Here is a 23,433-nt window from a genome sequence, read left to right as displayed (position 1 = left end):
AATCAATAGACTTTTTCTCCCTTGCTGAGCCAAATCCCCCAAGCTTGTGAATACGTGTGAACTTGTCGAGTCTCTGAAGAATTTTGAAATACGGGGTGATTTTCATTGACCCAGTGGATAATCCCTCCATAAAGATTGTAAACCTCAAAACCCTCTTGCTGAAGCTTTTGACCAATATCCTGAGATCGAGCTCCTACCGTACAATACACCAAGATCGGTTTGGACCTATCCAAGATCTGAGAATCAAATTCTGGAAATGTCTCATATCCCACCCAAGTTGCATTTTTCAAATGGCTGACTTCATATTCCTCCCTTTCTCGCGTATCCAATACCTGAAATTGCCCTAAATCTTTGATTTCTTCTGGTTTGATCACAGGAAAATCATCCTCATACAGTACAGAGAGCATGGCTTGATAAGGAATAGATTGGGCTGCCAATCCCGAATAAATCAAAAACAGAATTGGTACCACCAGGGAGATCTTGGAGGTAAACAGGGCTAGATTATTCTTTAGCATAAAAGGAAAACTGTAATACACCTAGGAGTGTTCTACTCAGGCTGCATAAAAATCAGAAAGTCTTGCCAAGCCTCTCTTATCCTTGATGATGATCTTTTTCCCGTCAAACTCGATCAAGTCGTCTTTTTTAAATTCAGAAAGTAAGCGAATAACAGATTCTGTGGCCGTCCCCACTATTCCCGCAATTTCCTCTCTACTCAAAATCAAATCGATTTTTTGACTTTCTCCACCTTCGATCCCATAGCAGCTCGCCAAATGGAGCAACACATACGCCAAGCGCTCTCTCACGCTTTTTTGGGTGGCATCGGTCAGCTTTTCTTCCATGACACCGAGTTCATGAGAGATCTGCTTAGTCACTCTTTTAAAAAATTCAGAATTAGTCATCAAGGTGGTGAGAAAAGCTTCTTTGGGAATAAAGCAAATCTTCGCATCCTCTACGATCATCGCAGAATTGGTATAGTTTTCCTCGCCCAACAATGCCGCATAACCCAAAAAATCTCCCTTTTGAGCAAGATGTACAATCTGCTCTTTCCCATTGGAAGCTGTTTTATAGACCTTGACCACGCCTGAATTGATACAAAAAATCCCCAACGGCTTGGTATTTTCATAATAGAGCACCTGCCCTTTGCGGTGTGAAATCAAATTTTTATGATCAGAAATGGTGCAGATTTGAGTGTCGCTCAATCCCGCCATTAGCGAATATTTTCTACTGGCACAAAGCTCACAAGGTGTATTAGAATGGGACGATGACATGAGTTTAGGAGAAGTGTTTTCGATTTTTTTAAGTTAAAAAATGACTGCTTAAAATCATAAATATCAACGACTAATTTGGGGCTGGAGGGAAAGTTTTAAGTTGCTTAAATGAGTTGACTTCAGAGTCCCATTCAAGGCAAATGTGTTTCAGGCCATTTGACAGCACTAAAAAGCGTGTTTGGAGTCTGCTGTGATACAGGCAAGCCTGCTCCACCGTGCTCTGGCTCAGTTTGACTTGAGGTGCCTTACACTCGATTAGTAAGTAGGGTTTCCCCTCTTGATCATAGACCAGCAGATCTGTTCGCTTTTGAAGCTGATTGTACTTCAAACCTTTCTCTAGCCCCACCAAGCCCTTGGGGAAACTCTGGTGCTGAATCAGAAAAGAAATCCAATGCTGTCTGACCCACTCCTCCGGTGTCAACACCAAATCTTTTTTTCGCAAAGCGTCAAAAATCCAAACCTTACCATCTTTTTGGCTGAGTGTGGGTGTGATTTCGGGGAGTTGTAATAGCGGCAGCTTGATTCCTGCATCTGATGAATTCATGCTGCAAATATCTCAGTATTTTGAAAAAACTCCCATCAAAACTCTAAGTAAGGTGCTATTTTCTTTACCCACTCTTCAGTGAAAATTTTGATGTGTAGCAAATCTTCCGCTTTCAGGTAGGGTCCATGCTGCTGACGGTATGCTACTATTACTTTGGCTTCGCCATAGCCGATATAGGGATGTTTTGCGAGATCTGCTGTCTCGAGTTCATTTATCCTCAATCTCTTGGAGATCACAGCATCAAAAACAAAGTACTCCCACATTCGCTGCTCCACCTCCGCGCTAATTCCATACACCTCCAGTAATTGGCTAGGTGCAAAAAAACCACCTATACTTTCACGATACTTAATAATTCGGGATGCCAAAGCTGGACCTATTCCCGGTACAATCTGCAAGGTCACAGAATCTGATTGAGAGAATGGTATTTTCTGAAGTGCTGACTTAGACTTGGAACGAGTGGTATCCCTGACTTCGTTGAATGGGAGCGGTGAAGTTATTGGTTGAAAACCTGCCTTATTTAACGAATCAATCAAATAATCCAATTGCACGGATGAAATTGAGCTTTTTTGCGAAGCATTACTTTTCACCCATAGCTGCCCCATTAGCAATAAGAACAAAACTGGAATCAATACCATAAATCCCCGGGATTCTTGGTAGGAAAGCCCTACCTCTTGCTTCAACTTATAAAAAAATCGATGGAGCTTTCTCATAGCAAACAATAGATAAAAACTATACGCTATAAATTAAGAATATTGGCACTGAAACGCAATTCTGGCCACCTTTGTAGCATAAAATAAGACCTTGATTATTTAGATAAATTCTAAATTTCCTGAAGTCAAGACCAAAACGCCTATTCCAGTGCATAGTCTATTAAATTTGCATTGCAAGAATAAACATGATGCTAGACAAGTTTAGAGCCCTAAGTTTATCTCATAAAACTGCTCCCGTCCAAATCCGGGAATTGATCGCCTTAGACGATCAGTCAATCCATAGTATACTCCTGAAACTCAAAGAATTTTTTAGTCTTCAGGATGCTTTGATCCTATCTACCTGCAATAGGACAGAAGTCTATTATCGACATGAGCTAGACTTGAGTGCCGAAATCATCAAATTGATCGGACTGGAAAAAGGCATTGTAGATGTAGTCAACTACTCTGAATATTTCGAGATTTTCGACAAAGACCAAGAAGCTATTCTTAGACTCTTCAGAGTAGCGATGGGACTCGAAGCTCAGGTAGTGGGAGATATTCAGATCTCCAATCAGGTCAAAAGATCTTATCAGGCTTCGGCAGATTTGGATATGGCTGGGCCATTCCTACATCGATTGATGCATACGGTCTTTTTCACCAACAAGCGAATCGTTCAGGAAACTGCGTTCCGCGATGGTGCAGCCTCCCTTTCCTATGCGGCCATTGAGCTTATCGAAAGCCTCACTGCCAATACCTATCAACCTAGAATTTTGTTGATCGGGGTAGGTGAAATCGGGGAAGATGTAGCCAAAAACATGGTGCATCTACCGGAAGCCAAAGTAAAAATCACTAACAGAACTCAATCTAAAGCTGAACTAATCGCAGCTGAAATGGGCTTTGAGGTGGTTCCTTTTCAGGAATGTCACCAAGCAATGCAAGAAGCAGATGTGATCGTAAGCTCGATCAGACGATCTGAGCCTTTCATCACAAAAGAACTCATCAGCCAGTTTGAAATTCAATCTTATAAATTGTTGGTTGATCTTTCTGTCCCGAGATCCATTGAGACATCTGTAGAGGAAATCCCGGGTGTCGTACTTTATAATGTAGACAATATCACCAGCAAGGCAACTGAAGCTCTTGAAAAGAGGCTAGCTGCTATCCCTCAAGTCGAGCAGATCATCGAGGAGACAATTGTCGAATTTGCCGGCTGGAAAAAAGAAATGATGGTCTCCCCTACCATCAATAAGCTCAAGCAATCACTCGAGCAAATCAGACAGGAAGAGTTGGCGAGATTTCTGAAAAATGCTTCGGAAAAAGAAATAGAGGTGATCGATAAAATCACCAAAAGCATGATGCAGAAAGTCCTCAAAGTTCCTGTCGTCCAACTCAAAGCTGCATGCAAACGAGATGAGGCCGAAGAAATGATCGAATTCATTTCGGATCTTTTTGATCTGGATAAGATTCAAGAGGAAAAATAAAGGCCCTTCTAAAGATTTTTAATGCCCAAAAGAGGAATTCCTATTTTGGGCATTTTATATTCGGGCTTTAATAAGATTATCGATGTTTCGAAAAAGCCCATTACTAGTACTCCTCTTTGTAATTTCCTCACTAGTCCAAGCCCAAACCTACGAGGTCTATGACTATGAGATGAATCTCAAGACCAGACTGGTCTATCAATCCATCTCACTTCTCAGCGAATCAGTCAAAATCGGCAAAAATGAAGAAGGGTTGTTCCTTCTTTCCAATGATTTCAAACCTGCAGTCAATCTGGAAGGACAGGAAGTGCATCGCTTTTTAGAACCATGGATCTTGGTCAAAGGTCCCAATGGAATAGGTGCTTTTCATGAATACGGACAAAAAGTATTGGAACTTGAATATGATGAGATAGATACTTATTTCAATTTTCTTTTGGCTCGTAAAGACTCCGAGTACTGGCTATACCAACGCGGTAAAGGCACCACAACATATCTGGGAGAATTGCAATCCGCTGAGATCACCAATGTGGGCCAAGTAATCGCTCAAAAAAACAACGAATACTTTTTACCATTGGGAGAAGATCCTGATCAAACATTTGAGTACCTAGAAGGAAATGAAGGGGAATATATTTTGGCCAAAACACCTACCGGATTTGGTCTGATCAATATGGAAGGAACACTGGTGCTAGAGCCTGTCATCGATGAGCTGACCCATACCAGAGGTAATTTCTACTATGGCTATGACCAAGATCAATACTTGCTAATCGAAGGGGATCCTATTCGAGCAAATATTCGGTACAATTCATTTCACAAGATCACCTACGAAAATGACCTGATGCTGGAATACATCCATGGCAAACTTCGTAGAGTCATGGAAGAGGATGGGATCTTGCTGGATGCTGTAGGGATGACAGAAGTCAATCGGGTAGAAAGAGATCTCTACCAGATCAAATTCCGGGACGGAAAGCTGGGGCTGTTAGGCAAAAAGGGCTGGATTGTGCAGCCGACTGATAGTTTGGAATGGATCAATGATGGCGCACAAGGCTATTTTGCGGCGAAAAAGAACGGCGCTTTTGGCTATGTAGACAAAGATGGAAATTGGTTGATCAAGCCATCGTATGAGGATGCTGGGACTTTTTCCGAAAATCTTGCCAGCATCAAGTCTGGACTTTATTCCGGATTGATCAATGCTTCTGGACAAATTCTTTTAAATCCAGAATGGGATGAGATTAAGGCTTTTCAAAATGGCTGGGGAGTTGGAAAAAAAGACAATAAATTATTTCTTATCAATACAGTCGGCGAGATCAAAAACCAAGAAGGCTACTCTAAAATCTGCAGAACCGAATCAGGTCAGTTTTTAGTAGAATCCAATGAGAAAGTGGGGCTTCTCGGAACAGATGGAGATGTTATTCTCAATCCTGAATATGACTTCTTGAAACACGAGAGAAGCAATTGGGTCTTGGCGATCAAAGACAAGAAAAGCGGACTGATCCAAGAAGATGGCGAAGTCATTCTTCCTTTTGATTATGAAGAGATCATTGTGGACAATCAGAATCGTCAAATTCTGGTAAAGAGTAACTATGAACCGGTACTAGTCATCGAACCTGAGACAACCGGCAAGAAAAAGAAAAGGGGCCAATAAGCCCCTTTTTCTACTTCTATAATTCTCGAATCTTCTCTTCAGATTATCTAAATCTCACCTATTTATATGTTTATATGCTCTAGGCTAAAAGGGAGTCATGAGGATTCAGTCCTCCAAACTCCTACTTTCCTCTTTGACCACCATTATTAAAGAAAATCAGAATGATGGATCAAAGGATAGGTTACTTTTTATCACCCTTAGATTTAGAATCTCTTCCATCGGAATCTGACTTCGCTATGGAATCTCTCATGGAAGTGTCAGACTTGATATTCTCCATTCTGTAATAATCCATCACTCCGAGTTGACCAGATCTAAAAGCTTCTGCTAAGGCTTTAGGAACTTCAGCTTCAGCTTCTACTACCTTCGCACGCATCTCTACATTTTTCGCTTTCATTTCTTGCTCTAAAGCCACAGCCATCGCTCTTCTTTCCTCTGCTTTTGCTTCAGCTACTTTCAAATCAGCAGATGCCTGATCGATTTGCAACTTCGCGCCGATGTTCGTTCCTACATCAATATCTGCAATATCAATCGAAAGAATTTCGAAAGCTGTCCCAGCATCCAAACCTCTTTGCAAAACCAGTTTGGAGATTTTATCAGGGTTTTCTAAAACGCTTTTATGAGTCTCTGCAGAACCGATGGACGTTACAATCCCTTCCCCTACCCTTGCCAAAATGGTATCTTCTCCAGCACCACCTACCAATTGAGCAATATTTGCACGAACTGTCACTCTGGCTTTTGCTACTAATTGGATCCCATCAGCAGCAACTGCAGCAACATTAGGAGTATTTATCACTTTTGGATTTACAGAAATCTGAACCGCTTCAAACACATCTCTACCTGCCAAATCAATAGCAGTAGCTTGCTTAAAGGACAAATTAATGTTTGCTTTATCCGCAGAAATCAAAGCTCGAATAACATTTGGGACATTCCCTCCTGCTAAGTAATGAGTTTCCAATTCATTTGTAGTCAATTGCAAACCTGCTTTTGTTGCTGTAATTAAAGAGTTTACAATCACACTTGGGGGAACTTTTCTAATCCTCATTCCAAACAATTCTCCAATTGTCACTTTCACTTTAGCAAAAAGTGCCGTGAACCATAATCCAACAGGAATAAAGTAAAGAAAAAGCCAGATGACCAAAATTGCTCCAAATGCAATTATCAATAAAAAGACAGGGCTTGAAGGGTCCATAATATTTACTTAACTAAAATTTGATTGTTTTCAATTTTCATTATTGTGATGATCGAATCTACTGAAATAAAACCGGATTCTGATTTAACTTCAAAAATAGAGTCTCCAAATAACCCTTTTCCAATTGGTTTTAGATCTGAAATAGCTTTTCCTTCCATTCCTTTTTCTAATCCCTTGGTTCTTCCATCAAACACACCTCCTTCCAAGGCATTTTTTAAAGTGAGCTTATTCCAAACTCCAGATTGAAAACTATATATAACTGCCGCTACATTCAATGCTGCCGCTACTCCCGTAATCCACCAAGCAACAGAAGATGGAAAAGTCATGAAAGCATACGCAACACCAGCTAAGCTGATCAATAGTCCCAAAATGCCTACTACAGTAGTACCCGGAATAAATAGAGTCTCTGCTAATAGCAGGATCAAACCTATGAGTAACAGACTGGAAAGAATAAGTATCGTCATCTGGGCTTTGGGATTAGATTCCTAAAATACAAGAAAGCAATCAACCGAGAACTATAGAAATAAAAAAACCCTGATTTCTCAGGGTTTTAGTTTTTAATATGCTTTCGCAAAATAGACTCGACCTTTGGAAGGCTTACCTGTCAAAATGCAAGCGCCCTCTTCTTCTTTTTGATCCAAAGGAATACAGCGAATTGTAGCCTTGGTCAATTCTTTGATTTTATCTTCTGTCTCTGAAGTTCCATCCCAATGCGCTGAAACGAAGCCACCTTTATTTTCCAAAACTTCCTGGAAATCTTCCCAAGAATTCACCTCAGTAGTTTTTTCAGTTCTGAAATTCAAGGCTTTTTCATAAATCCCTTGCTGAATTTCGTCAAGCAATCTTGGAATCATTACTTCAATTGGCTCGGAAGAAAGATCAAAGCTTGATTTGGTCAGATTGTCTCTTCTAGCCAATTCGATTGTACCATTTTCCAGATCTCTTGGTCCTATAGCGATTCTCAAAGGAACTCCCTTCAATTCATACTCAGCAAATTTCCAACCCGGCTTGTGCGTATCTCTATCATCAAACTTCACAGAAACCCCTACTTTTCTCAAGGCCGCCATCATTTCATGCGCTTTCTCTGAAATAGCATTCAATTGCTCTTCTCCTTTATAAATAGGTACGATCACAACTTGGATCGGTGCCAATTTCGGAGGAAGTACCAAGCCATTATCATCAGAATGCGCCATGATCAAAGCTCCCATCAATCGTGTACTCACTCCCCATGAAGTACCCCAGACGTGATCCAAGCCACCTTCTTTGGTTGCAAATTTTACATCAAAAGCTTTCGCAAAATTTTGTCCCAAGAAGTGAGATGTTCCAGCTTGAAGTGCTTTACCGTCCTGCATCATTGCTTCAATACAGAATGTCTCATCAGCTCCAGCAAATCTCTCGTTTTCAGTTTTTCTTCCCTTCACTACAGGCACGGCCATGAATTCTTCAGCAAACTGTGCATAGACATTCATCATTTGCACGGTTTCATCCATCGCTTCTTCCTTGGTAGCATGAGCCGTGTGACCTTCTTGCCATAAAAACTCTGCTGTTCTTAGGAATAGACGAGTTCTCATTTCCCAACGAACCACATTTGCCCATTGATTTACCAGCAAAGGCAAATCTCTATAAGACTGAATCCAGTTTTTATAGGTACTCCAAATTACGGTTTCAGAAGTAGGTCTTACGATCAGCTCTTCTTCTAGCTTTGCTTCGGGATCTACTACTACCCCTGACCCATCTTCTGCATTCTTCAATCTGTAGTGCGTCACGACCGCACATTCCTTCGCAAATCCCTCAACGTGTGAGGCTTCTTTGCTAAGATAGGACTTGGGAATAAACAGCGGAAAATAGGCATTCGTATGACCTGTTTCCTTAAACATTCGGTCTAGTTCAGCCTGCATTTTTTCCCATATGGAAAAGCCATAAGGTTTGATCACCATACAGCCTCTGACTGCGGAGTTTTCCGCCAAATCAGCTTTTTTCACCAACTCATTGTACCAAAGAGAGTAATCCTCACTTCGTTTAGGTAGTCCTTTACTCATTAGATTTTGATTGAAAATGAAATGTCTTTATTTTTACTAAATTGAGCGTGGCAAATATAAGGTAAAAATATAACCCTGCACCCTGACCGACGTATAACTAAGTATCAACTCACACTTCGACCATGAAGAAATTATCAATCATACTCACACCGGCAGTTCTTGGTACATTTGTACTCGCCTCCTGTAGTTCTTCGCAAATTGCGAGCAATGGAGCCGAGGATAACATGTATTTCATGGCTTCCGATGCCAAATTAACTACGGAATACGCTGTTCAAAACAATAATCCAGACACCTTTCAAGAATTTACATCTGTAAACGATGTATCTGGCGAGAGTTTCTCCAGCAGAAATGTCAATCCAGACTACATCTCCAGATATCAAGCAGACAATGTAGATGCTGGGGATGAAGTAGTTTATTTTGACGAAACATCTGAGGTAGCAGATGGTGATCCAGATATCGACGTTTACAATAATTACTATGTCGGAGGTTCTGGTTCCAATTCTTGGGCAAATCCATCCTTTGCATTCAACATGGGATTCATGTATGGTTTTAGTCCGTGGGGTTTTGGATATTATGATCCATTCTACTCACCGTTTTATGGACCTAGCTGGGGCTTCAGACCTGGATTCAGCATCAACATTGGTCTAGGTTTCGGATGGGGCAATCCTTTCATGAGACCTGGATTCGGTTGGGGTGGATTCTATCCTAGCTATGCTTGGGGTGGAGGTTATTATCCTGGATACTATCCGGGTTATTACCCTGGAAATCCAATCTATGTATTACCTGGCGGAGAATATGGCGATAGAAGAGTGGTAACCGGCGCCCGTCCTACCAGAGGAGCTGGACTTGCTAGTGCAGGTAGTAAATCAGTTAGAACTGCCGCTTTGCCAAGCACCGCTAGAGCTCAGGCTAGAAGAGATGTAGCTGCGTCTAGAAATAGAAGCCTAGTATCAACTGATAGAGCACAAACAAGCTCAAGAGACTTTGGTACAAGCCAAAATGATTATTACAATTCTAATAGATCAAGAATTGCGACTTCAAGATCTTCTAGAAACACTAATTCTCCAGCAATGGATAGATCTTCTTCTGTGAGAACTAGAAGTGCAATGCCTTCTAACTCCAGTGTAAGGACCACAAGAGGTGCTACTAATACAAGAAGCATCGATACTTACAGAAGGTCTACTTCGTCTCCATCATACAGAAGATCTACTTCACCTTCATATAATAGAAGTACTGTTCCGACCAACAGAACCAGTCCAAGCTATAATAGAAGTAGCACTCCAAATACAAGAACATATACACCGAGCAGAAGCTCCTCAGGAAGTGTCAGCACTCCAAGCAGAAGTTCGGGTAGTAGCGGAGTCTCAAGGAGCTCATCCTCAGGATCACGAGGAGGAAGGGGGAACTAATCCCCCTTTTTTTTGTCAAAAAAATAACCTGACAGCCTTTTTTCATCGTTATAATAGGCAATCAAATTCAATTTGTTAATGAGAATTAAAAATTCAATTTTACTCCTAGCGGGTATGATGGTCTCCACTATAGGCTATTCACAAAGCGGATACTTTGAGGATGCATTGAGATTTAGTCAGAGCATGCCAGCAGGTTCGGCTAGAATCATGGGCATAGGAGGTACGCAATGGTCTTTAGGAGGAGATGTATCCAACATAGCGGGAAACCCTGCCGGACTAGGCTTTTTCAGAAATTCTGAAGCCAGTGTGACGCTGGGATATTCTGATTGGGGTGTAGACACCTATTATCTAGGTCAAAAAGGCCAATACAACACATCCAACTTCAGTCTTCCAAATGTATCCGTTGTATTTGCAAACCCTAAAGGAGATTTAGAAAGAGGGGCATTCAAAGGAGGTTCCTTTGGTATCAGCATTCAAAGAATCGCCAACTTCAATACAGAGTATGGATTTTATTCCGATGAACTGGGACAGACCTCCATCATCGATTTCTATTTGCAGGATGCCTTTGGTATTCCAGAATCACAGATAGAATCATTTGGACTGACGGGTCTAGCTTACTTGACCTACCAGATCAACCCTATCGCCTTTGATGAGAATGGAAACGCTATCCCTAATCCTGACACCTACGATTCCTTCGTGACAGGTTTTCCTTTCCAAGATGAAAACATCACGCAAGAGGGATCCTCCAGTCAAATGACTTTCTCCTATGGAGCTAATTTCAATCATAAGCTATTCATAGGTGGATCCGCAGGAATCAGATCATTGAACTTTTCATCAATGAAGGTATACAATGAAGAATTCCCAGATGGACCATTGATTAATTCAACAGTCGCTGAGAATCTCTTTATAAACGGCGCTGGTTTCAATTTAAACCTAGGGTTGATCTACAAGCCAATCGACTATGTCAATTTGGGATTCACTTTCCAAACGCCTACTTGGTATGCTTTGAATGAAGAATACGAAGCCTCTATGGTAGCCAATTATGACAATTACTATTTCGAAGAAGAGGATGTCAATTTGGGAAGAGTAGAAGCTCTCTCGGACTTTATCCTTGGCCGATACAATTTAAACAGTCCTCTCAGACTTGGAGGTGGTGCTACTTTCTTTTTGGGAAAAAATGGATTCATCTCAGCTGATGTAGACTGGGTAGATTATAGTGCAGCGAGAATTAATTCTAATGATTTTGATGAAGGTCCAGACAACCTGGCGATTCGATCCTATTACACCAGTACTGTAAACTATCGCGTAGGTGCTGAATTCAGGGTAAATGCCTTTAGGATTCGAGGTGGATATGCGAATTTTGGCGATCCTTATGCTGATTCTGATTTTGACAGAAGTACCCAACAAATCAGCGGTGGACTGGGCTTCAAAATGAATAATTTCTCAGCGGATTTTGCCCTAGTCAATCAAAAATACAATGGCCTCTACACTTCCTACCAAGTACTGGATGGCCAAGACAACAATATCGGTCCTGTGACAGAGCTTCAAAACAACATCATCAATGGAGTTTTGACTTTAGGCTTTAGCTTTTAAGTAAGTGAATCAACTCGGAAACCAAAAGCTCAGTGGAAAAATCAGATCCGCTGAGCTTTATTTTTGACTGGTTGTAAAAACTCTCCCGGTCAGCCAACAAGCTTTTTAATTTGAGAATAATCTCCCCCCCTTCCATTCCTTGAAACATTGGTCGATTTTGGACCCGAGCTCCTTCTAGTCTTTCTTTGATTTCTTCCAATGGCACGTCCAAATACACCGAAACCCCATGTTCGTTAATTTGGTCCATATTGTCATTGAAGCATGGACAACCACCGCCTGAAGCGAGGACAAACGAACGATCCCAAGACAGGACCTGGGTCAAAGTTTCGGTTTCGATTTCGCGAAACTTCCCCTCTCCCATTTTTGAAAAAATATCTGGGATTTTCATTTGATGACTCTGCTCAATCAACGTATCCAAGTCATAAAATGGAAGATCCAAGTTTGCTGCTAATTGCTTTCCAAAGGTACTTTTACCAGAACCAGGCAAGCCTACCAGTACCACCTTCAATTGCTTTGTCATGGAATATATAAATCTAAGACCTCTGAAGCATCCGGTGTATTGTTGTGATGGAATTTAGCCAAAACAGTACCATCCTTTAGCAGCATGATACCAGGATTGGACCGGATCATTGTCTTCACGACGGTGGCATCAGCTTGCAGAGCCAAGATATCCCAGCCTCTGGAGCTAATCAACTGCTGAATCTCGTCTTCCGACGCAGCTGCTGCCAGCACTACCTGAATCGGAGTAGCATGGAGGCTTTGTACCAATTCATCAATTTCAGCCAGATGAGAATCACTCATTTTGCCATAGTTACTGACCAAAATGAGTAATTTATTACCGGTAAAAACTTCCTGAGAAAAATCACCCTCTGAGTTCCAGACAGCAAAGTCAGAGATTTTGGGAAGGTTTTCCGGATTTTTCAGATTCATCTCTACAAACTCATAACTTTCGTCCGTGGGATATTGATCCAAAATCACCTCTTGGCCATCCTTTTTCATCACATAGGAATATTGAAGAGGCGCAGACGGCTGCATGTTTTCAGGGATGTTTACACCTACTTTGTAGGCTCTAAAGTCTATAAAAGGAAGATTACGGATAGCTGTAAGAGATAGCGCAAAGCAAATAATCCCGACCGCCCTTACTGTATATTTTGCCCATGTTGGGGAAGATTTTGGGAGAGAGTCTCTCAAGACAAAAATCCCTGCGATCATAATCATCAAAATGACATCTTTATAGAAAGACTCCCAAGGAGTCAATTTAATAGCATCACCGAAACAACCGCAATCTGTCACTTTGTTGAAATAAGCCGAATAAAATGTCAAGAAAGTAAAAAACAGGATCATCAAGCCCAATGCCCAAGTGGTCAGCTTGCTTCGAACTCCTAATATCAGCATCAAACCCAACACAACTTCTACTACCACCAAAAAAACACCGATGTAAAGTGCAAACGGCTTCAGATAGTAAAAGAAACCCGCAATGTCGTTGGAAAACACATCGAAATATTCTTCCAACTTAATCGCGGCACCTACTGGATCATTGACTTTGATAAGTCCAGAAAAAATAAATAATCCCCCGACTAGCAATCGAAGAATCCATAAGATGACTTGCTTAACCATGATAATCGAGTTTGATAAGACAGAATACGGAGTAGTTGATCATGTCCTGATAGTTGGCCTCAATGCCTTCGGACACTAAGGTTTTTCCTTGATTGTCTTCAATTTGCTTCACTCTCAAAAGCTTCATCAAGACTATATCGGTCATAGAACTGACACGCATCTCTCTCCAGGCTTCACCGTAGTCATGATTTTTATTTTCCAAAAGCGCCTTGGTATCTTTCACCCAGCGATCATAAACTGGCTCCAAATCTTCAAAAGAAATTTCCATCCTTTCATCTTCAGCAAAACTGATCTGAAGCAGAGCAATCAGACAGTAATTGATGATCCCTACAAATTCGTCCACTATTGGATCCCCTACTTTTTGGCTGCCTTTCTCCTGAATAGAACGAATCCTTTGAGCTTTGATAAAAACCTGATCTGTAATCGAGGAAAGTCTCAAAATCCTCCAAGCTGTACCATAATCTATAGTTTTCTTGCGAAATAGTTCTTTACAACGGGCTATAACTTCCGTATATTCGTTACTGGTTTTGGTTTCCAATCTAAGTTTAATTTAATGTTCAGCGCCGGCGGCATTTCTTCTGTGATCGAAGATAAATTATTTCCTCAAAAATATACACTTCAAATCAAGGGAAGGCTGATAGTTTGGGAAGAACCGCAGATAATGGGGATAGTAAACACCACCCCGGATTCATTTTTTGACCAAAGTAGAATTCTTCCTTCGCAGGAAAATATCTTGACAAAGGCATCCAAACTGATAGAAGATGGGGCATCTATTTTAGATATCGGCGGATACAGCAGTAGGCCAGGAGCCGACGTGGTGAGTGAAAAGGAAGAGTTAGAGCGGGTGGTCCGACCTATTGAGTGGATTCAGGAGGCATTTCCTAACGTTTTGATCTCTGTAGATACATTTCGCTCTGAGGTGGCTCGACAGGCTGTGCAAGCAGGAGCTCATTTGGTCAATGATATTTCCGGCGCCCAAATGGACACAAAGATGTTGGAAACCGTAGCAGAACTGGACGTGCCATATATCTTGATGCATATGAGAGGAAATCCTCAAACTATGCAGACGAAAACAGAATATTCTGATTTTCTACCTGAAATTTTGAACTATTTCGCAGAAAAACTGGATGTAATAAGAAAGTTTGGCATCAAAGATGTAATTATTGACCCAGGTTTTGGTTTTTCAAAAAATCTGGAACAGAATTACTTTCTGCTAAAAAATCTAAATATTTTCAAAGCTCTCGGTTTTCCGATTTTGGCCGGACTTTCGAGAAAATCCATGATTTATAAGCTTTTGGATTGCGATCCTACGGCAGCTCTGAATGGTACTACCGCCCTCAATATGGTGGCGCTCACCCAAGGAGCTAACATCCTGAGAGTACATGACGTTAAAGAAGCAAACGAAACCCTGAAATTATATAAACAACTTTACGCTTGACATTACTTTTTAAAATAGGATTCTTGGAGATATCCATCGTCAATATGATCGATATTGCGTTGGTGTCATTCCTATTGTATCAGGTGTACAAGTTGCTGAAGGGAAGTGTCGCCATCAAGATCTTTTTGGGATTTCTATCCATCTACCTGATTTATTTATTAGTTAGAGCTCTGAGAATGGAGCTCCTCTCCAATATTTTGGGGGAATTCATGGGTGTAGGGGTGATTGCAGCGATTATCATTTTTGCACCTGAGATTCGCAAGTTTTTACTCCTGATAGGAAGATCCTCCTTTTTGTCTGATGACAATGTCTGGAGAGATATTCTGTTTTTCTGGAGAAAAAAAGATAACGAATCATTCAATATCAGTCCCATAATCGATGCGTCTAAAACCTTGGCAGGATCCAATACAGGGGCGTTGATGGTCATATCAAAAAGCACAGAGCTGAAGTTCTATGCAGAAAGTGGGGATATTTTGGATGCCGAGCTTTCCAAGCGGCTTTTGGTTTCCATTTTCAATAAGTATAGTCCCCTTCATGATGGCGCAGTGATCATTCACAACGGCAAGATCAAAGCAGCCAGATGTATCCTCCCTGTGACAGAGCGAGAAGTTCCAGCGCAGTTTGGATTGCGACATCGCGCTGGTATCGGTATGTCTGAGGCGACAGATGCCATTATTTTGATAGTTTCCGAAGAAACTGGCCAGATTTCCATGGCAAAAAATGGAAAAGTCCTGCATAATATGTCCTTTCAGGAAGTTCGGGAAATCCTCAATGATTATCTCAACACGGTAGATGTGGATCCACGCTTTGAAAATCTTTCTGATTACGAAATGAACAAAAGGAGAAAGATGGCCATGACTACCAAACCCACTTCCTAATTAAACAAGATAGGCCTCTTCCCTATCTTACCTCCCATATAATCTTTTGACCCCAAGGATATTTTTTTTGGGAATTGACTCAGAAAAAGGTCAAGTTATCGTTTCTTATTTGTAGAGAGTTGGATTTTTCTCAGCTATTTCATCCCTCATTGCTAGTCTGGATTAATCTTTGCTTCACACAGAAAATCATTGACTAAATAATAATTAGGATTTCAACTAATCAATGAAAAGACCTCCTTTCATTCAAATTACAGCATTCGTAGTACTCTTTTCAGCCGGAGCTTGGGCCACCCAAGCCTATATGCCGGAGTTGAAAAAACAACTGAAAGAAACCTATTCTACCCTTACCTCTGTCACAGAAGCACCTGTAAAGCCAGAAAAAATCCAACCGATCGAGATAGAAGTTCCGATGCCTCGAGTCGTCCCTCCTATCCCTAAAAATCTGATTACTAAAGAATATGACAAGCACTTGTATGCTGCCGAACATAATGGATTTGGATTAATCGAGGACAACAATCATTTCAAAAACCTGATCGAAGAAGAGAAACTGGTCTTGGTAGACAAAGGTACAGGTTACGAAGTAATGCCTCTGACACATAGCCATCCTTACATCACCCCATACTCCAAAGTAATTTTAGAGGAATTAGGCATAGCCTTCCAGACTTTAACCGATGGCGACAGTTATTTCACCATTACTTCAGTCACGCGTACTCCTGAGCAGCAATCCAGTCTTCGGAAAAGAAATAGAAACGCCACATCAGGTGTCAGTTCGCATTCTTATGGAGTTTCCTTTGACATCTCTTACATTCGATTCAACGGAAAGAAAAGTTGGAATGGCAAAAAACAGCGCAAGCTGGAAACCATACTAAAAGAATTTGAAAAAGAAGATAAAATCTTTTTCATCAAAGAAAGAAAGCAAAGCTGCTATCACGTCACTGTTCGATAGTACTCAAGTTTCACAAAAAAAGCCGGAATTCAAGTCAATGAATTCCGGCTTTTTTGATGTTCTTCAATTGAGAGTTTAACTAATCACACCCAACTCTTTTCCAACTTCAGTAAAGGCTTCTATTGCCTGATCCAAATGTCCTCTGTCATGTCCTGCAGAAATCTGAACCCGAATTCTAGCCTGTCCTTTTGGGACTACAGGATAGTAGAAACCAATCACATAGATTCCTTTTTCCAATAGTTTTTCAGCCATTTGCTGTGACAATACTGCATCGTAGAGCATTACCGGCACGATAGGATGCGTACCTGGCTTGATATCGAAACCGGCAGCAGTCATTTTTTCTCTGAAGTAAAGTGTATTTTCCTCCAGCTTATCTCTTAACTCAGTCGTCTCTGTCAACAGATCAAAAACAGCAATTGAGGCCCCAGTGATAGAAGGCGCTAGCGTATTGGAAAATAGATAAGGTCTAGATCGCTGACGAAGCAATTCGATAATCTCCTTCTTGCCAGAAGTAAATCCACCTGAAGCACCTCCCAGAGCTTTCCCCAAAGTACCCGTGATGATATCCATCTTACCCATCACATCACAATGCTCATGTACACCACGACCGGTTTTACCCATGAATCCCGTGGAGTGACACTCATCTGACATCACCAAAGCTTCGTATTTTTCGGCGAGAGCTACGATTTTATCCAATTGCGCGATGGTACCATCCATAGAAAATACACCATCCGTAACGATAATTTTTTGCTTGGCTCCTTTGGCAACTGCGTCTTTCAGCTGCGTCTCCAGATCCTCCATGTTATTATGCTCATAGCGAAATCTCATGGCCTTGCAAAGCCTCACTCCATCGATGATGGAAGCATGATTCAGAGCATCAGAAATGATCGCATCTTCTGGTCCCAATAGGGGTTCAAATACACCCCCATTCGCATCGAAGGCAGCAGCATATAGAATGGTATCTTCTGTACCCAAAAACTCGGAAATCTTCTGCTCCAATTGCTTGTGAATATCCTGAGTACCACAGATAAACCGAACCGAAGACATTCCAAATCCATGCGTGTCAATCGCAGCCTTGGCTGCTTCTATCACCTTGGGATGGGAAGACAGGCCTAGGTAATTATTGGCACAGAAATTCAACACGGATTTACCGCCTGTAATGGTGATTTCTGCAGCTTGGGGAGATGTGATAACCCGCTCATTTTTAAAAAGACCTGCGTCTTTGATGGATTGGATTTCTGCTTCCAATTTGGGTTTGATCTGATCGTACATGATAAAAAGAGGTTAATTAATTTCGGTTTCCATAGATCAAAAGACTTTTTGACCCTCTGATTTTTTATACTTTTGCGCAAGCAAATCCAAATATAAACAAAAGCCCGGGAAGGATGTCGGGCTATTTAATCTCCCTTCGATGGAAAAAATACTGGTAATCGGTGCGGCTGGTCAGCTTGGATCAGAATTGACAAAATCATTGAGTGATATCTACGGTGGGGATCAGGTGATTGCCACAGATCTCCACGAATCCGCCAGATCAAAATTTGATTACTGCAGATTTGAGGCTTTGGATATTATGGATCAAGCGAAAGCCAAAGAATTGATCCAAAAAGAAGGGATCAAGCAGGTATATCACCTAGCGGCTGTACTTTCAGCAGTGGGAGAGAAAAAACCACTTTTCGCTTGGGACCTCAACATGGATAGCTTGCTCTTTGTGCTGGAAATGGCAAGAGAGTTTAAAATGGAAAAAGTCTACTGGCCTTCTTCTATTGCAGTATTTGGTCCCAATACACCCAAAATCAATACGCCTCAGTATTGCGTCAAAGAGCCCAATACCGTGTATGGCATTTCAAAGCAAGCAGGAGAAAGGTGGTGTGAATACTATTTCCAAAAATATGGTGTAGATGTGCGAAGCCTTCGCTATCCAGGGCTGATCGGATACAAATCTCTACCAGGTGGTGGCACGACCGATTATGCGGTAGACATCTATCACAAAGCTTTGGCTGGAGAGAAATTCACCTGCTTTCTAAGGGAAGACAGTTCTCTACCGATGATGTACATGCCAGATGCTATCAAAGCTACATTGGATCTGATGCATGCTCCATCAGAATCAGTGAAAATCAGATCCAGTTATAATCTTTCAGGTATGAGCTTTGATCCAAAGGCGATCTATGAAAGCATCTTGAAATTCCATCCTGATTTTGAGATAGAATACCAACCTGATTTCCGTCAGGGTATCGCAGACAGCTGGCCTGATAGCATCGATGACAGCTGCGCAAGAAAGGATTGGGGCTGGAAGCCGGATTTTGATCTGGACGAGATGACCAAAGATATTTTGGAAAATCTACCCAACTTTAAATTTTAAAAGCAACGAAGCCCGAAAACACCAATTCGGGCTTTTTTGTTGAAAAAGCTTTTTGACTTAGGGCAATTTGCCTATTTTTCGGTTCCCTGAAAAGAGAATCCATCTTTATGACCCAAAATAATACCATAGCCTTTACGACTGGACTGGTGATCTTGGGAGTAGTAGCGGCCTACCTACTAGCTCCCGAAAAGAAGGTCGATTACAGTACTGAGATCAAGCCTATTCTCAATAAGCATTGTATTTCCTGTCATGGAGGAGTCAAAAAAAGTGGTGGATTTAGCCTGCTTTTCGAAGAAGAGGCTCTGGCCGTGACAGAATCGGGACATCCGTCCATTATCCCTGGTGACGCCACTAATAGTGAGATGATCAAGCGGCTTTCAGATCCAGACCCGGAACTGAGAATGCCCTATGGTAAGCCGGCACTTTCCAAAGAAGAAATCGACCTTTTGAAGGACTGGATCAATCAAGGAGCAAACTGGGGCAAACATTGGGCTTATGAACAAGTGCAAAAACACGAACAACAGAGCTCTATCCTAGAGGCTGGACTTTCTTCTGATGAAGCTCCAACCTCTCCAAACCCTATTGATTTTTACGTTGCCGAAAAACTGGATGAACAAGGGCTGAGTTTTTCACCACAAGAAGACCCTAATAAACTTTTGAGAAGAGCAGCGCTGGATATTACAGGACTTCCACCTTCTGATTCGTTAGTAAACCTTTACCAAAACCAAAAAATCAGCTACAATGAAGCCGTTGACTATCTTCTAGAACAGCCAAGCTATGGTGAAAACTGGGCCTCTTGGTGGCTAGATCTGGCTAGGTACGCTGATACTAAGGGATACGAGCGGGATGTATCTCGTACAGTCTGGCCATATCGAGACTACGTAATTCAGTCTTTGAATAAGGACAAACCCTTTGATGTATTTACTATTGAGCAATTAGCCGGAGATTTACTCCCAAACCCTACTCAGGAGCAACTCACAGCTACGGCTTTCCACCGCAATACCATGAACAATGATGAAGGCGGAACGCAGGACGAGGAGTTTCGCGTAGCGGCTGTTTTGGATCGTGTTAACACGACTTACGAGGTTTGGCAAAGTACGACGATGGCTTGTGTTCAGTGTCATAGTCATCCTTATGATCCGATACGCTTTGAGGAATATTATGAATCCTTGGCCTTTTTCAACAATACCCGGGATGAAGATACCCACGACGAAGAGCCGAGACTGAGATTTTACGACGTAAAAGGAGAAGCAGAAGTCTCCAAAATTGTCAATTGGGTAGCGGAAAATGAGAGTCAAGCAGCTGCTAGAAAGAGAGAAGACTTCCTGACTTTCTACGAACCGAAGTATGAATCGCACATTGCCACAGATTTTGATAAAGCCGAACTGATCGACACCAAATGGCTAGGACTCTGGAATGGAGGATCAGCCTATTTCCGAAATATCGATACTCAGGGATCAGATCAGATGCTACTCAACTATCGCAGTGGCTTGAATGGAACGCAAATTACCATCCGAATCGGAGGGCCTGAGGGAGAAATCCTGACCAAATTCACCTTGAATAAAACTCGGGGTGATGAAATTCACACCTTCCCTATCAAAGAAATTCAAGGCAGAAATGATCTTTTCATCTCTGCTGTGAGTCCCAATGCAAAGCCACAACAAAATACTTCAGCTTTGGTTTGGTTTGCTTTTGTTCCAAGTCTGCCGGGGAAAGATCAAGCTGGATTTTCTGAAATAAAAAACTCATGGGAATCCTTGCTCACCTACAATGGAACCAAGCTTCCGATCTTGATCGAGAATCCTGATTATATGAAACGGGAAACCAAGGTTTTTGAAAGAGGCAATTGGATGATGCTTGGTCAAGAAGTCGACCCTGACATTCCTTCTGAGTTGAATGATTGGGATCCAGATTGGCCTAGAAACCGTCTTGGTTTTGCTTATTGGCTGACTTCCAAAGAAAATCCTTTGACTTCGAGGACTTTGGTCAACAGAGTCTGGTCACAACTTTTCGGAAGAGGAATTGTGAGTTCCATAGAAGACATGGGAACCCAGTCAGACCCTCCATCACATCCAGAATTGCTGAATTATTTGGCTTGGACGACGATGAATGACTACGAATGGAGTTTGAAAAAGCTCATCAAAACGATCGTCACTTCCGAAACTTACAAGCAAAACTCATCGGTTTCGCCAGCATTGTACAGCCAAGACCCACAAAACAAATGGTACGCTCGTGGCCCAAGAATCAGACTAAGTGCCGAGCAAATCAGAGATCAGGCCCTGGCGGTTTCTGGACTTTTGAGTAGCAAAATGTACGGACCCGGTGTCAAGCCTCCTCAGCCAGAAGGAATTTGGCAAACAGTATACAATGGCGAATCCTGGAATGAATCACAAGGTGAAGATCGGTACAGAAGAGGCATTTATACTTTCCTAAAGAGAACCAGCCCTTATCCTTCTTTCATCTCATTTGATGCAGGAAGTCGGGAGGTTTGCCTGAGCAATAGAATTGTAACCAACACTCCTTTACAGGCCCTAGTCACTTTGAATGATCCAGTCTATCTGGAAGCTGCGGCTCGATTAGGGAAATGGATGATCGAATCAGATTCCAACCCTCAAAAAGGAATTGCTAATGGCTATCAAAAACTGATGCTAACCCAGATTTCAGCAAAGAAACTTGAAGCATTAGAGGACTTGTATCAAGTGTCCAAGAAAGAATTTGAGCAAAATCCAAAATCCATGCAGGAGTTTATGACAGCCAATTTTGAGAAAATCAATCCGGAATTGGCATCTATGACGGTGGTGGCCAACGCACTTTTGAACCTGGACGAATTCCTAACGAAACCTTGACATGAAGCATTTAGATAAATTAATTCAAGAACTTTCCCAGCAACAGCTAGAAAAGAAGACGAGAAGACATTTTCTAATGGATTGTGTCAGCAAAATGGGTGGTCTGGCTTTAGCTCCCTTGATGTTTGGATGTGGATTGGACTCCAAGCCCAAAGGACTGGAATTGAGTCAACGGGATTTGAATCCTTTGGCTCCTCTCCCACCTCCTTTCCGTGGCAAAGCCAAATCCATCATCTATTTGCACATGGCCGGTGCACCTTCTCAGCTGGAGTTGTTTGATTACAAGCCTGAACTGGCAAAATACCATAATCAACCCTGTCCAGAATCACTGTTGGAAGGGAAAACTTTTGCCTTTATCCGTGGAGTTCCCAATCTCCTGGGGCCTCAGGCAAACTTCACCCAAAAAGGTGAATCAGGCGCTTGGGTTTCTGATTTCTTACCTCACTTCTCCCAAGTGATCGATGATGTAGCATTCCTCAAAGCTGTCCACACCGATCAATTCAACCATGGACCTGCTCAGCTCTTTATGCAAACAGGAAGTCCAAGACTGGGACGCCCTAGTTTGGGGAGTTGGGTGACTTATGGATTGGGTACAGAAAACCAAAATCTTCCAGGCTTTGTCGTGTTGACCTCCGGAGGCAAAACCCCAGATGCTGGGAAAAGTGTTTGGGGAAGTGGATTCCTGCCATCCGTTTATCAAGGTGTGCAGTGTAGGTCCAAAGGCGATCCAGTGCTATATCTCCAAGATCCTGATGGTATGTCCCGAGACATGAAGAAAAATCTGATCTCGGCCATCAATGATGTCAACAAGGAAGAATTCAATCAATACGGAGATCCTGAGATTCTGGCCAGAATCAATCAATATGAAATGGCCTACAGGATGCAGATCGAGGTGCCTGAAGTGATGGACATCAATGATGAACCTGAATACATTCATGAACTCTATGGCACTCAGCCCGGAAAAGAATCATTTGCCAACAACTGTCTTTTGGCTCGAAAACTAGTCGAAAAAGGCGTCCGAGTAGTTCAGTTGTATGATTGGGGCTGGGACTCACATGGAACAGATCATGATGGCTCTGTAGATATGGGCCTTAGAAATAAATGCCGGGAGATCGACAGACCGATGACGGCTTTACTCCTTGATTTGAAACAAAGAGGTCTTTTGGAAGACACGCTCGTAGTTTGGGGTGGTGAATTTGGAAGAACACCCATGCAGGAAAATCGGGAGGGAAAACAACAGAGTTTCTTGGGAAGAGATCATCATGGAGATGCTTTTACCATGTGGATGGCCGGAGGTGGCATAAAGAAAGGTGCAAGCTACGGTATCACAGATGACTTTGGTTTTTCTGGAATTGATGAGCGCGTTTCTGTCCATGACATTCATGCCACGATCCTTCATCTGATGGGCTTTGACCATGAGAAGTTCACCTATGATTTCCAAGGCCGACCATTCAGACTGACTGACGTAGAAGGAGAATTAATTAGAAAAATCATCGCTTAA

The 23,433-nt window shown here is 42.0% G+C and carries 21 protein-coding genes; 10 read left to right on the top strand and 11 right to left on the bottom strand.

What is annotated here, in order from left to right:
- Positions 1–2 precede the first annotated feature (2 nt).
- The 4 genes from G460_RS0101850 to G460_RS0101835 all read right to left on the bottom strand — a co-directional run bounded on the left by G460_RS0101850 (position 3) and on the right by G460_RS0101835 (position 2,522).
- Positions 3–515, bottom strand: a complete 513-nt coding sequence (locus G460_RS0101850) for a rhodanese-like domain-containing protein (RefSeq protein ID WP_084421129.1) — start codon at positions 513–515, stop codon at positions 3–5.
- A gap of 36 nt (positions 516–551) precedes the next feature.
- Positions 552–1,268 carry a Crp/Fnr family transcriptional regulator gene (locus G460_RS0101845; protein ID WP_026953772.1) on the bottom strand — a complete coding sequence of 239 codons (717 nt, stop codon included), beginning with the start codon at positions 1,266–1,268 and terminating at the stop codon, positions 552–554.
- Between the two features lie 70 nt (positions 1,269–1,338).
- Entirely contained in the window at positions 1,339–1,812 is a 474-nt protein-coding gene (locus G460_RS0101840) for a type I restriction enzyme HsdR N-terminal domain-containing protein (RefSeq protein ID WP_026953771.1), read from the bottom strand.
- A 35-nt stretch (positions 1,813–1,847) separates the two neighbouring features.
- On the bottom strand, positions 1,848–2,522 hold the full coding sequence (locus G460_RS0101835) for a ComEA family DNA-binding protein (protein WP_026953770.1): 675 nt from the start codon (positions 2,520–2,522) through the stop codon (positions 1,848–1,850).
- Positions 2,523–2,710: 188 nt separating this feature from the next.
- Between G460_RS0101835 and hemA the strand changes: the two genes are divergently transcribed.
- Entirely contained in the window at positions 2,711–3,979 is a 1,269-nt protein-coding gene (gene hemA / locus G460_RS0101830) for a glutamyl-tRNA reductase (RefSeq protein ID WP_026953769.1), read from the top strand.
- An 82-nt stretch (positions 3,980–4,061) separates the two neighbouring features.
- Positions 4,062–5,618 (top strand): WG repeat-containing protein, encoded by a 1,557-nt coding sequence (locus tag G460_RS0101825; RefSeq protein ID WP_026953768.1) that lies wholly within the window; start codon positions 4,062–4,064, stop codon positions 5,616–5,618.
- Between the two features lie 181 nt (positions 5,619–5,799).
- On the opposite strand, the gene floA is transcribed toward G460_RS0101825, so the two are convergent.
- The 3 genes from floA to proS all read right to left on the bottom strand — a co-directional run bounded on the left by floA (position 5,800) and on the right by proS (position 8,846).
- The gene (gene floA, locus G460_RS0101820; RefSeq protein ID WP_026953767.1) at positions 5,800–6,807 is read right to left on the bottom strand and encodes a flotillin-like protein FloA; all 1,008 of its coding nucleotides are present in this window, start codon (positions 6,805–6,807) and stop codon (positions 5,800–5,802) included.
- A 5-nt stretch (positions 6,808–6,812) separates the two neighbouring features.
- The gene (locus G460_RS0101815; protein WP_026953766.1) at positions 6,813–7,271 is read right to left on the bottom strand and encodes an NfeD family protein; all 459 of its coding nucleotides are present in this window, start codon (positions 7,269–7,271) and stop codon (positions 6,813–6,815) included.
- Positions 7,272–7,364: 93 nt separating this feature from the next.
- Positions 7,365–8,846, bottom strand: coding sequence for a proline--tRNA ligase (proS, locus tag G460_RS0101810; RefSeq protein WP_026953765.1), 1,482 nt, complete (start codon positions 8,844–8,846; stop codon positions 7,365–7,367).
- A 122-nt stretch (positions 8,847–8,968) separates the two neighbouring features.
- Here proS and G460_RS0101805 point away from each other — a divergent pair, with 122 nt between their 5' ends.
- Together G460_RS0101805 and G460_RS0101800 are read left to right on the top strand one after the other, a co-directional pair.
- Positions 8,969–10,255, top strand: a complete 1,287-nt coding sequence (locus tag G460_RS0101805) for a hypothetical protein (RefSeq protein WP_026953764.1) — start codon at positions 8,969–8,971, stop codon at positions 10,253–10,255.
- 78 nt (positions 10,256–10,333) lie between these two features.
- Entirely contained in the window at positions 10,334–11,848 is a 1,515-nt protein-coding gene (locus G460_RS0101800) for an OmpP1/FadL family transporter (protein ID WP_035463736.1), read from the top strand.
- On the opposite strand, the gene G460_RS0101795 is transcribed toward G460_RS0101800, so the two are convergent.
- The 3 genes from G460_RS0101795 to G460_RS0101785 are packed head-to-tail and all read right to left on the bottom strand — an operon-like array spanning position 11,838 to position 14,003.
- A complete protein-coding gene (locus tag G460_RS0101795) occupies positions 11,838–12,368 on the bottom strand; it encodes a shikimate kinase (RefSeq protein ID WP_026953762.1) in 531 nt (176 codons plus the stop codon). The genes G460_RS0101800 and G460_RS0101795 overlap by 11 nt on opposite strands.
- Positions 12,365–13,465, bottom strand: coding sequence for a BT_3928 family protein (locus tag G460_RS0101790; protein WP_026953761.1), 1,101 nt, complete (start codon positions 13,463–13,465; stop codon positions 12,365–12,367). Before G460_RS0101790 ends, G460_RS0101795 begins: the two co-directional genes overlap by 4 nt.
- The gene (locus tag G460_RS0101785) at positions 13,458–14,003 is read right to left on the bottom strand and encodes a DUF1599 domain-containing protein (RefSeq protein WP_026953760.1); all 546 of its coding nucleotides are present in this window, start codon (positions 14,001–14,003) and stop codon (positions 13,458–13,460) included. The genes G460_RS0101790 and G460_RS0101785 overlap by 8 nt, the downstream gene beginning before the upstream one ends.
- 15 nt (positions 14,004–14,018) lie before the next feature.
- Between G460_RS0101785 and folP the strand changes: the two genes are divergently transcribed.
- From folP to G460_RS0101770, 3 genes are all read left to right on the top strand, one after another.
- On the top strand, positions 14,019–14,903 hold the full coding sequence (gene folP, locus G460_RS0101780; protein ID WP_026953759.1) for a dihydropteroate synthase: 885 nt from the start codon (positions 14,019–14,021) through the stop codon (positions 14,901–14,903).
- A complete protein-coding gene (gene cdaA / locus G460_RS0101775; RefSeq protein WP_035463734.1) occupies positions 14,900–15,781 on the top strand; it encodes a diadenylate cyclase CdaA in 882 nt (293 codons plus the stop codon). Before folP ends, cdaA begins: the two co-directional genes overlap by 4 nt.
- A 223-nt stretch (positions 15,782–16,004) precedes the next feature.
- On the top strand, positions 16,005–16,727 hold the full coding sequence (locus tag G460_RS0101770; protein ID WP_051315872.1) for a DUF5715 family protein: 723 nt from the start codon (positions 16,005–16,007) through the stop codon (positions 16,725–16,727).
- A 75-nt stretch (positions 16,728–16,802) separates the two neighbouring features.
- Here G460_RS0101770 and kbl read toward each other — a convergent pair whose 3' ends face one another.
- Entirely contained in the window at positions 16,803–17,999 is a 1,197-nt protein-coding gene (kbl, locus tag G460_RS0101765; RefSeq protein WP_026953756.1) for a glycine C-acetyltransferase, read from the bottom strand.
- 139 nt (positions 18,000–18,138) lie between these two features.
- Between kbl and G460_RS0101760 the strand changes: the two genes are divergently transcribed.
- The 3 genes from G460_RS0101760 (at position 18,139) to G460_RS0101745 (ending at position 23,433) form a co-directional block, all read left to right on the top strand.
- A complete protein-coding gene (locus G460_RS0101760) occupies positions 18,139–19,086 on the top strand; it encodes an NAD-dependent epimerase/dehydratase family protein (protein ID WP_026953755.1) in 948 nt (315 codons plus the stop codon).
- 107 nt (positions 19,087–19,193) lie between these two features.
- Positions 19,194–21,932: a DUF1553 domain-containing protein gene (locus G460_RS0101750; protein ID WP_051315871.1), complete on the top strand. Its 2,739-nt coding sequence runs from the start codon at positions 19,194–19,196 to the stop codon at positions 21,930–21,932.
- Position 21,933: 1 nt separating this feature from the next.
- On the top strand, positions 21,934–23,433 hold the full coding sequence (locus G460_RS0101745; RefSeq protein ID WP_026953753.1) for a DUF1501 domain-containing protein: 1,500 nt from the start codon (positions 21,934–21,936) through the stop codon (positions 23,431–23,433).

The organism is Algoriphagus vanfongensis DSM 17529, from assembly GCF_000429465.1.
Taxonomy (GTDB): domain Bacteria; phylum Bacteroidota; class Bacteroidia; order Cytophagales; family Cyclobacteriaceae; genus Algoriphagus; species Algoriphagus vanfongensis.
Note: the sequence above shows the minus strand (reverse complement) of the source record. Positions and strands in the feature narration are given on the sequence as shown.